Raw genomic sequence first — 7,433 nt, 5'->3', positions numbered from 1 at the left:
GCCCAGTACCTTGCCGCCGTTCTTGGTGACCACTTCAGCGGTATCTTTTTCCAGCGACTGGCCGAAGGCGTAGTCGGCGGTCATGAAATACCAGCTCTTGCCACCCTGCTTCACGATCGCGCCGCCGGTACCGCGCGCCAGCGCCACGGTGTCGTAGGCATAGTGCACGGTGTAGGGCGTGCATTCCTCATTGGTCAGGCGCGACGAGCCGGCGCCGATGGAGATGAACACTTTCTTCTTTTCGGCAGCCACTTTGGCCATCGCCAGATTGGCGCCGGAGTTGGTGCCGCCGATCAGCATGTCGACGCCCTGCTGGTCGAACCATTCGCGCGCCTTGGAGGCGGCAATATCGGCCTTGTTCTGGTGGTCGGCCTGGATGAATTCGATTTTCTTGCCGTTGATGTTGCCGCCCGCATCGGCAATCGCCATCCTGATCGCTTCCGCGCCGCCCTGGCCGTCGATATCGGAATACAGGCCGGACATATCGGTGATGAAGCCGATCTTGATGGTGTCGCCGGAAATCTGCGCCTGTGCCGCAAAGGAGAAGCCCATAGCGCAAATGGCGGCGGCAGTAGTGGCGATAGCTGTGCGTTTCATATTGTCTCCGTCTGGGTGGTTTTTCGATTTAGATGCCCATTCAAACGCCCAACAGCTGGTTCAGGACCGGCATCTTGGCGCTCAATTCCGATGCAGCAAAAGTCTCCACAATCTGACCGTGCTCCATCACGTAAAACCGGTCCGCCAGCGGCGCGGCAAACCGGAAATTCTGTTCCACCATCACGACGGTGTAGCCCTTCGATTTCAGCGTGGTGATCATGCGCGCCAGTCCCTGCACGATGACGGGCGCCAGTCCTTCCGAGATCTCGTCCAGCAGCAGCAGGCGCGCGCCCGTTCGCAGAATGCGCGCCACGGCCAGCATCTGCTGCTCGCCGCCGGAAAGCCGCGTGCCCTGGCTATTGCGGCGTTCCTTCAGGTTGGGGAACATCTCGTAGATTTCCTCCACCGGCATGCCCTTCCCGTCCGTCTTCAGCGCCGGCGGCAGCATCAGGTTTTCTTCCGTGGACAGCGAAGAAAAGATGCCGCGTTCCTCGGGACAGTAGCCCACGCCGAGGTGGGCCACTTTGTGCGTCGGCAAACCGATCGCTTCTTTTCCATTGATTTTGATGGAGCCCTTGCGCGCGCCCGTCAGCCCCATGATGGCGCGCAGGGTGGTGGTACGGCCGGCGCCATTGCGGCCCAGCAGGGTCACCACTTCGCCCGGATTCACCGAGATGTTCACGTCATGCAGAATGTGGGACTCGCCGTACCAGGCTTGCAGCTTGTTGATTTCCAGTGCGGCCGCCATCAGTGCGCCCCCACCAGTTCGGTCGCTTCGGTGCCCATATAAGCCTCCATCACCTGCGGGTTTTTCGAGACTTCGGCGTAGGTGCCTTCGGCCAGCATGGCGCCACGCTGTAGCACCGAGATGCGGTCGCAGATGCCGGACACCACATTCATATTGTGTTCAACCATCAGGATGGTGCGGCCTTGCGATACCTTCTTGATCAGCTCAGTCACGCGGTGCACATCTTCGTGGCCCATGCCCTGGGTCGGTTCGTCCAGCAGCATCAACTCAGGTTCCATGGCCAGCGTGGTGGCGATTTCCAAAGCGCGCTTACGGCCGTAGGGCATATCGACAGTGACGGTGTCGGCAAAGCTGGTCAGATCGACTTCAGCCAGGAGCTGCATGGCGCGCTCGTTCAGCTGATTCAAGCTGCTTTCGCTTTTCCAGAAATGGAAGGTCGTGCCGAGCTGGCGCTGCAAGCCGATGCGCACGTTCTGCAACACCGTCAAGTGCGGGAAGACTGCCGAAATCTGAAACGAGCGGATCACGCCCATGCGGGCGATTTGCGCCGGCTTGGCGGACGTGATGTCCTTGCCGTTGAAAAGAATCTGGCCCGAGGTCGGCACCAGAAATTTGGTGAGCAGATTAAAGCAGGTTGTTTTACCGGCGCCGTTAGGGCCGATCAGGGCGTGAATATGGCCGCGTTGAACCTTCAAATTCACATCATTAACGGCCGTGAATCCCTTGAACTCTTTGGTCAAATTCCTTGTTTCCAAGATGAAGTTTGACATCCATGTCTCCCGGTTATTCTTTACAACCTGCTAAATTTTTTCTTAGATAATACACACTATTAAAGCTCACGCAATACAGTAAAACTACGCAGACGAAACGATATCGAGTGCGGCTTTTTCCGCGATCATGATGACGGGAGAATTCGTATTGCCCGAGGTGATGGTCGGCATGACAGAGGCATCGACCACGCGCAAACCGGCGACGCCGATCACCCGCAATTTGCTGTCCACAACGGCCAGCGGATCGTCGCTTTTGCCCATTTTGCAGGTACCCACCGGGTGAAAAATCGTGGTGCCGATCGCGCCGGCGGCTTCTGCCAATTCCTCATCCGTCCGAAAGTGAATTCCAGGCTTATATTCCTCCGGCCTATATTTCGCCAACGCGGGCGCTGCGGCGATTTTACGGGTCAGATTTAAAGCGGCGGCAGCGACCTGCCGGTCTTCCGGCGTGCTGAGATACATCGGCGTGATCTTAGGCGGCGCATAGGAATCGGCCGAAGCGATCCGCACGTGGCCACGCGAAGTAGGGCGCAGATTGCACACGCTCGCGGTGAATGCGGGGAAGCTATGCAGCGGCTCGCCGAAGCGTTCCAGCGACAAGGGCTGCACGTGGTACTGCAAATTGGGCGTCGCCTCGCTGGCATGCGACTTCGCAAAAGCCCCCAGCTGCGATGGCGCCATCGACATCGGCCCGCTCTGGAACAACGCATACTCAAGCCCGATGCGCATCTTGCCGAACCAGTTGCTGGCCAGGATGTTCAAAGTCTTAGCGCCCTGAATTTTGAAGACCATGCGCAGCTGAAGGTGGTCCTGCAAATTGGCGCCGACGCCTGGCCGATTGACCAGCGGTTGGACGCCGGCCTTGTGCAGGTCCTCTGCGGCGCCAATGCCTGACAGCTGCAGGATCTGCGGCGTGCCAATAGCACCGGCCGCCAGCAGCGTTTCGCGCCTGGCTTCGGCGGTCCATTGCCGGCCGTCGCCCGTGAAAATCACGCCCTTGCAGACAGCACCGCCCTCGCCYTTTTCGATGATCAGCTTTTCCACATGGCAGCCGGTCATCAGGGTCAGGTTAGGGCGCTGGCTGGCTGCGCGCAGAAAGCCTTTCGCCGTATTCCAGCGGATACCGCGCTTCTGGTTCACTTCGAAGTAAGAGCAGCCGAAGTTATCCCCACAATTGAAATCTTCGACCTTCGGAATGCCCGTTTCGGCTGCGGCCTCGCGGAAGGCATCCAGAATCGGCCAGGACAGGCGCTGCTTTTCCACACGCCATTCGCCGCCGGCACCGTGAAAGTCGCTGGCGCCGCCGTGATGATCTTCGCTCTTTCTGAACAGGGGTAAGACTTCCGACCAGCGCCAGCTCGGATCGCCCGCCAGTTCAGCCCACAAATCATAATCGCGCGACTGGCCGCGCATGTAAATCATGCCGTTGATGGATGAGCTTCCGCCCAGGACTTTCCCGCGTGGATAAATCAGGCTGCGGCCACCCAGGCCGGCATCCGGCTCGGTGCGGAACAGCCAGTCGGTGCGCGGGTTGTCGATGCAGTGGAGATAGCCGACGGGAATGTGAATCCAGACGTAATCGTCTTTACCGCCCGCCTCGATCAGCAGGACTTCTACTTTGGCGTTTTGCGTGAGCCGGTTGGCGAGCACGCAACCTGCAGTGCCCGCGCCGATGATGATGTAGTCGTACTGGCCTGCTGATTCCAAAATCTCTCCTCTTAAGCCTGCTGCATCTCTGCGACCAGCGTTTCCACCAGTTTCCCGGCCGCCATCGCCCGTGCACGCGCCACGCCTGTGCCGCACCAGAGCGACATCAATTCCGTATCGCCCCGCTTCCCTGCTTCGGCGCGAATGCTGCCGGTCAGCGCATTCTGAACCGGGTAGGCGGGCACCTGAGTTTCCACCTCGGCCATCGTCTTCATGAAGCGGTTTTCCAGACCGCGTGCATAGCGGCCTGAAAATGACCGGGTCAGCCGGGTCGGCGTATTGCCCGGGTTCAGCAGCCGTGCCTTGTAGGCCGGATGAATGCCCGACTCGTCCGCCACCAGGAAAGCCGTTCCCATCTGCACCGCCGAGGCACCCAGCGCCAGCCGCGCCTTGATATCCGCGCCGGTCATGACGTTGCCGGCCGAAATGACGGGAATGTTCACCGCCGCTACCGTGGCCTTCAGCAGCTCAACCGCACCCAAGGTGGCCGCCGTCTGATCGCCTATGAAGGTGCCGCGATGACCGCCCGACTCCACGCCGGAAGCCACCACAGCGTCGGCGCCAGCGGCTTGCCAGGCCAGCGCTTCATCCGCCGTAGTCGTCGTACCAATGACAAAAATGCCCGCGTCATGCAGGCGCTGGACTTGCTCGGCCTTGAGAATATCGAAAGTAAAGCTCGCCACCGCCGGTTTCAGCTCCAGCAACAGCTCGAATTGGGCGTTGAAGTCTTCGCACCATTTGGCCGGCCGCGGCAATTCCGACCAGCCCAGCGATGCCCAGATCGGCCGCAGATAGCCAATCCCACGTTCTACGTCCTGTTCGGTCGGCGAGGGGACCTGCTGCACAAAGAAATTCAGCATGAACGGCTTGTTGGTCAGCCTTCGAATCTCCGCCACCTGATTGCGGATCGCATCCAGCGTCAGCATCGACGCGGCGAGCGAGCCCAACGCCCCTGCGTTCGACACGGCTGCCACCTGGGCAGGCGTATTTGAGCCGCCCGCCATCGGCCCCTGGATGATCGGATGAGGAAAAAGGTCCAATAAAGCCATTTTTTGCCCCTCTCAGCTGTGGATAACCGTATGAATATCCACAGGTACGGTTTGTGAGTAAACAAAGTCCCTGTTGAGAACGCAAAAATTGTCCCAAAACAGTTCTTTGTCCATACAAGGTTTACGCGCCTGCTTATGCATCGCGTAAACATTTGATTTTTCACTGCCAACCCTACTTATCCACAGAAAGTGGGGGTTGTTAACAACCACTACTATTTTGTATACACACTAATCTAAAGTAAACGAAAACGCTCAGCCGTTGTGTGGCTATACTGAAAACAGCAAGTTCATCCATGCAAGCGAGCTGGGGAATCCTTGTTATATCCAAACCAACAGCCGAAACAGGTTGCTTCGGAAGCCTATCTGCGCTTCCGTCGACGGCTCTTGGCCACAATGTTTGCTCTGGCTGCTCTGGCCATTGCCATCGTCGCCTGGCAGCTGAACTACTCTGCCAACGAACGCGAACAATCGATCAAGCTGCAGACCCAGCATTACGCGCAAGCGATGTCTCAGCATGTGCTGTATTCCTTGCAGCTGGCTGACGTTTCCCTGCTTGGTTTTGCAAACGCAATTAAGTCCATGCCGCATCGGACGCCGGATGCCATTTCTGCGCTACTTTCTGCTGGAAGAACGAATTTTCACGGCAATTTCTGGCTCGCCTTCCTCGACAGCAGCGGAAAAGGTTTCGCTTCCTCAGACGAATCCGCTGTCATCGGCACGGATTATTCCGATCGCGACTACTTCCAGGCTCATCTGAAACCTGGTGCAGGACTCTTTGTTGGTGGTCCCGCCATCGGGAAAATCACGAAAAGCCGCGTTTTTTTCATCAGCCGACGCGTTGAAGACGCGAATGGCGAATTCCTGGGAGTTCTGGTCGCGCCTTTGGACGCGGCCCGTTACGCCGAGGTCTTCGAAAACGCCCGCCTCAGCAGCGATGTTGCGATCACCCTGATGCATACAAATGGCCGCGTCATCGCTCGCGCCCCCGAATTCGAACGCACCTTCAACAGCGACGTCAGCAAATGGCCGATTTACCACCGCATCATGCAGGACGACAGCGGCACATTCCAGGCGACCAGCATGGTGGACAACCGATCGCGCATGTTCAGTTACCGAAAATTGCCGAATTTGCCGCTCGTCGTGAACGCCGGCAGCTCGGATGTGGGCGTTGCCCTGCTTTCCCGTCGCCACTACACCATCGCCAGCATTGGCCTGATCCTGTTCCTGCTCCTGATGGCCGCTGGAACGCTGGTGGCGCTACGGGCGTTTGCGGCACTCGAAGAGCGTGAAAACCGCTACCGCTCGCTCTACGTGGATACGGTTGCGACCGAAGAAAAGCTGACTCAGAGCGAACAACGCCTGCGGCTAATCGCCGACAACCTGCCCATCGTCATCGCCTACGTCGACCGCTTCGAAAACTACACCTTCATCAACCGCAAATTCACCGAGATATTCGGCCTGCCGTATCCTGCCGATCCCGGCAAAACCGTCGCTGAAGTGCTCGGCACCGAACTGTATGTCCGGACCCAGCCGTTTTTGCATCGCGCATTCGGTGGCGAATCGGTCTATTTCGAACGAAAAACGGTCCGCGATGGCGTCGAATGCTGTGACGGCATCACCTATGTGCCCGACAAAGACGAAAGCGGCTGCGTCGTCGGAATTTTCGTCATGGCGGAGGACATCTCCGAGCGCAAAAAATCCGAAGAATCCATGCAATTGGCAGCCCTGATGTACCAAAACAGCAGCGAAGGCATGATGGTGACCGACGCTGAAGGCAAAATCCTGTCGGTTAATCCCGCTTTTTCCCACATCAGCGGCTATGCCAAAGAAGAAGTCATCGGCCACCAGGCCTACGAACTGACTTCCGGCGGCCAGGACATCAATTTCTACAGCCGCATGCGCCAGACCATCAGCGACACCGGCCACTGGGAAGGTGAAATCTGGCACCAGCACAAGAACGGCGATCACTACCTGGTCGCTTTGCGCTTCAACACCGTCTACGATAAGGACGGAAAAGCCCTACGCCACGTCGCCCTGTTCTCCGATATCACGAAGAAGAAAGCAACCGAGGAAGCGATCTGGAAGCAAGCCAACTTCGACGCTCTGACTGGCCTGCCCAACCGGCGCATGTTCAACGACCGTCTGCGCCAGGAAATGAAGAAAGCCAGCCGCGATTTCCTGCCCATGGCCCTGGTGTTCATCGATCTGGACGGCTTCAAGGCCGTCAACGACAAGCTCGGCCATGACTACGGCGACATTCTGCTCAAACAAGTGGCAGAACGCCTGCTGCAAAGCGTGCGCAATACCGATACGGTGGCCCGCCTGGGTGGCGACGAGTTCACCGTCATCCTGAGCGAAATGAAGGAAAGCGCGGATGCCGTGCGCATCGTGCAGGATATTCTGACCAATATGTCCACGCCCTTCCGCCTCGGCCAGGAAGTGGCGGAAATTTCGGCCAGCATCGGCATTACGCTTTACCCGGAAGATGCCCAGGACGCCGAAACCCTCATCAAAAACGCCGACCAGGCCATGTACGCAGCCAAACAGCAGGGGCGCAACCGC

6 protein-coding genes are annotated in these 7,433 nt (G+C 58.3%); 1 reads left to right on the top strand and 5 read right to left on the bottom strand.

All coding sequences use genetic code 11. The annotated features are described in order from the left end of the window. From AB4Z11_RS17095 to AB4Z11_RS17075, 5 genes are all read right to left on the bottom strand, one after another. The coding region (locus AB4Z11_RS17095) for an ABC transporter substrate-binding protein (protein ID WP_442026440.1) at window positions 1–597 on the bottom strand (597 nt) is incomplete at its 3' end. A gap of 40 nt (window positions 598–637) precedes the next feature. Beyond that, window positions 638–1,345, bottom strand: coding sequence for an ABC transporter ATP-binding protein (locus tag AB4Z11_RS17090; RefSeq protein WP_442026439.1), 708 nt, complete (start codon window positions 1,343–1,345; stop codon window positions 638–640). After that, window positions 1,345–2,115: an ABC transporter ATP-binding protein gene (locus tag AB4Z11_RS17085; RefSeq protein WP_442026438.1), complete on the bottom strand. Its 771-nt coding sequence runs from the start codon at window positions 2,113–2,115 to the stop codon at window positions 1,345–1,347. Before AB4Z11_RS17085 ends, AB4Z11_RS17090 begins: the two co-directional genes overlap by 1 nt. An 84-nt stretch (window positions 2,116–2,199) precedes the next feature. Beyond that, the gene (locus tag AB4Z11_RS17080; RefSeq protein ID WP_442026437.1) at window positions 2,200–3,822 is read right to left on the bottom strand and encodes a GMC family oxidoreductase; all 1,623 of its coding nucleotides are present in this window, start codon (window positions 3,820–3,822) and stop codon (window positions 2,200–2,202) included. An 11-nt stretch (window positions 3,823–3,833) separates the two neighbouring features. Then, window positions 3,834–4,871, bottom strand: a complete 1,038-nt coding sequence (locus tag AB4Z11_RS17075; RefSeq protein ID WP_442026436.1) for an NAD(P)H-dependent flavin oxidoreductase — start codon at window positions 4,869–4,871, stop codon at window positions 3,834–3,836. A 393-nt stretch (window positions 4,872–5,264) separates the two neighbouring features. Here AB4Z11_RS17075 and AB4Z11_RS17070 point away from each other — a divergent pair. Then, the coding region (locus AB4Z11_RS17070; protein WP_442026435.1) for a diguanylate cyclase domain-containing protein at window positions 5,265–7,433 on the top strand (2,169 nt) is incomplete at its 3' end.

The sequence above is a fragment of the Pseudoduganella sp. RAF53_2 genome (genome assembly GCF_052113985.1).
Classification (GTDB): Bacteria; Pseudomonadota; Gammaproteobacteria; order Burkholderiales; family Burkholderiaceae_D; genus Rugamonas.
The sequence above is the reverse complement of the archived record's forward strand: the minus strand, read 5'-3'. Positions and strand labels throughout refer to the sequence as shown.